This window comes from Alcanivorax sp. HI0083 (assembly GCF_001635175.1).
The window spans coordinates 1-3,232 of sequence record NZ_LWFX01001045.1; the positions used below are offsets into that span (position 1 = coordinate 1).

Below are 3,232 nucleotides of genomic sequence, written 5' to 3' on the forward strand. Positions count from 1 at the left end.
GAGTTGTTCTTCGACAACGTCAAGGTGCCCAAGGAAAACCTGCTGGGTGCCGAGGGCATGGGTTTCATTGCCTTGATGAAGGAGCTGGCCTGGGAGCGGATGATGATCGCCATCATCTGTTCGTCGGCTGCCGAGCATGCGCTGGCAACCACCGTGGAATATGTGAAACAGCGCCAGGCGTTTGGCAAGCCGGTGGCGGCATTCCAGAACACCCGCTTTGAATTGGCCGAGATGCGTTCTGAAATCCAGATTGCACGGGTCTATGTTGATCGCTGTATGGAGCTGGTGGTGAAGAATTCCCTGTCGCCCGAGGCTGCCTGTGCGGCCAAGTACTGGGTATCCGATTTGCTCAGCAAGGTGGTTGACCGCTGTGTGCAACTGCATGGTGGCTATGGCTACATGCTCGAGTATCCGATCGCCCGAGCCTACATCGACACCCGTGCCAACCGCATCTACGGCGGCACCAACGAAATCATGAAAGAACTTATTTCACGCTCTATCTGAGGATTCTCGACCCTGCACGGCATGTGTGCCCTGTATTGAAAAGAGGAAAGTATCATGGCAGAACTTCGTTTTGATGATCGTGTAGCCATTGTCACCGGTGCCGGGGGCGGGCTGGGCCGGCAGCATGCCCTGACCCTGGCCGCGCGTGGCTGCAAGGTGGTGGTTAACGACCTGGGTGGCAGCGCCCACGGTGATGGCAAGTCGTCGTCTGCCGCAGACAAGGTGGTGGATGAGATCCGGGCCATGGGAGGGGAGGCGGTTGCCAACTATGACTCGGTGGAAAACGGCGAGTCGATAGTACAAACCGCGTTGGATAGCTTCGGCACTGTGGACATCGTGGTCAACAATGCCGGCATCCTGCGTGACGTCAGTTTTGCCAAGATGTCGAAGCAGGACTGGGACTTGGTGTTGAAAGTCCATCTGGAAGGTTCCATGAGCGTCACCCATGCGGCTTGGCCGATCATGCGTGAGAAGGGCTATGGCCGCATCATCATGACGACCTCGGCAGCCGGCCTCTACGGTAACTTTGGTCAGGCCAACTACTGTGCTGCCAAGTTGGGTCTGGCCGGGCTGGCCAACTGTCTGGCGGAGGAAGGTCGCAGCAAAAACATTCATGTGAATACCATTGCGCCGATTGCGGCCTCTCGGCTGACTGAAACCATCATGCCGCCGAATTTGCTGGAAAACCTCAAGCCAGAAGCGGTCAGTCCGCTGGTGGCCTGGTTGTGCCATGAAAAGTGCGAAGAAACCAAGGGTATCTTCGAAGTGGGTGCCGGCTTCATCAGCAAGTTGCGCTGGGAACGTAGCCAGGGCAATAGCTTCCCCCTTGGCAAGGCCTTCAGTGTTGATGATGTAGCGCGTCGTTGGGGCAAGATCACCGACTTTACCGATGCGGAGCATCCATCCAATGTCAACGAATCCTTCTCGCCGATTCTCGACAACATCAACAACCCGTCACTGGGCGGCAACGAATTCATCGATCTGGATGTGGCCAGCAAGGAAAGCCTCGAGCTGGAATCGTCCTATGATGAAAATGACCTGTCGTTGTATGCCCTAAGTGTCGGCGCCGCACGTGATCCGCTCGACAAGGATGAACTGAAGTTCGTCTACGAGCTGGGTGGCAATTTCCAGGCGTTGCCCACCTATGGCGTCATGCCACAGATCGGCGCGATGCTAAAGGCAGCAAAAGAAGGCGCGCTGGCTCTGCCAGGGATGAACTTTGGCTTCGACCGGTTGCTGCATGGCGAGCAATACACCGAAATCAAACGGCCGCTGCCGCCGCACGCCAAGCTGAAGCACACCTTCAAATTCAAGAAGGCATTGGACAAGGATCCGAATGCGGTAGTTACCTTTGCTATTACCTCCACCGACGAAAACGGTAACGAGGTGGCCTATAACGAGATGACCTCGTTCGTGAAAGACGCCGGCGGCTGGGGCGGTGAGCGGGGCGATTCCGGCGAGATCAATGTGCCGCCCGCACGTGAACCGGATGCGGTGATCGAAGAGAAAACCGACGCCAACCAGACGCTGCTGTATCGCCTGTGCGGTGACTGGAATCCGCTGCACGCCGACCCGGCGTTTGCCAGGGCGTTCGGTTATGACAAGCCGATCCTGCATGGGCTGTGTACCTTCGGTTATGCCGGACGCCATGTCATCAAGGCGTTCAGCAATAACGATGGCCGTTATTTCAAGAGCATCAAGGTGCGCTTTGCCAAGACGGTATTTCCGGGTGAAACCCTGGAAACGCGCATGTGGAAGGAATCCGATAACCGCATCATCTTCGAAACCTGGGTGAAAGAGCGTAACGAGGTGGTGCTGAAGAATGCCGCCATCGAGTTGTTCTCGGAGATTCCGGCAGAAGCGCCGGTGCCGGAACAGGTGTCCGCCGAGGAAGTGTCTGCGCCGCAGGTGGAGCAGGCGGTGACGCCTGACGATGTGTTCGCGGCGGTGGCGACCTACATCAAGCAGAAACCGGAACTGGTTGATCAGACCGGTACCAGCTTCCAGTTCGAGTTCAGCAATCCGGATCAGCAGTTCTTTATTGATCTGAAAAATGCACCAGGCGCGGCAGGGCCTGGCACGATCGACAAACCGGACGTGACTCTGGCGCTGGACAGCGAGCATCTGGCGACCGTGTTTGGTGGCGATCTTGCGGCGGTGCAGAAACTGTTCTTCGGTGGCGAGCTGAAAATTTCCGGCAACGTGATGGCGTCCAACAAGTTGACCGTGTTGCAGGACATGGACCCGAAACTGGCCGAGCAGGCGCGTGACAAGCGCGTGGCTGACGGTGGTGGTTCACAAGCTGTCGCAGTACCGGTCGAATCGCAGGAGCCGACCATGGCGGATGTGTTCAGTGCCATCGGCCACTTCATCGCTGACAACCCGGATCTGATCGAGAAGGCCGCTACCAGCTTCCAGTTTGCGTTCAGCAACCCGGATCAGGATTTCTATATTGATCTGAAAAACGCACCGGGTACCGCCGGGGCGGGCCAGCTGGACAAGGCGGATGTGACGCTGGAGTTGGACAGCAAACATGCCCCGACCCTGTTTGGCGGTGATCTGGCTGCGGTACAGAAACTGTTTTTTGGTGGCGATCTGAAGATCGGAGGTAACGTGATGGCCTCCAACAAGCTCACCGTGTTGCAGGACATGGACCCTAAGCTGGTGGAGCAGGCACGCGACAAGCGATTGGCCTCCGGCCAGCCGGATACCGCTACCGCACAACCGA

At 57.4% G+C, this 3,232-nt stretch carries 2 protein-coding genes; both read left to right on the plus strand.

What is annotated here, in order from left to right; genetic code table 11:
- The coding region (locus A3754_RS13515) for an acyl-CoA dehydrogenase family protein (protein ID WP_255363136.1) at positions 1-504 on the plus strand (504 nt) is incomplete at its 5' end.
- A 54-nt stretch (positions 505-558) separates the two neighbouring features.
- On the plus strand, positions 559-3,232 hold a 2,674-nt coding region (locus A3754_RS13520), incomplete at its 3' end, for a peroxisomal multifunctional enzyme type 2 (RefSeq protein WP_063520112.1).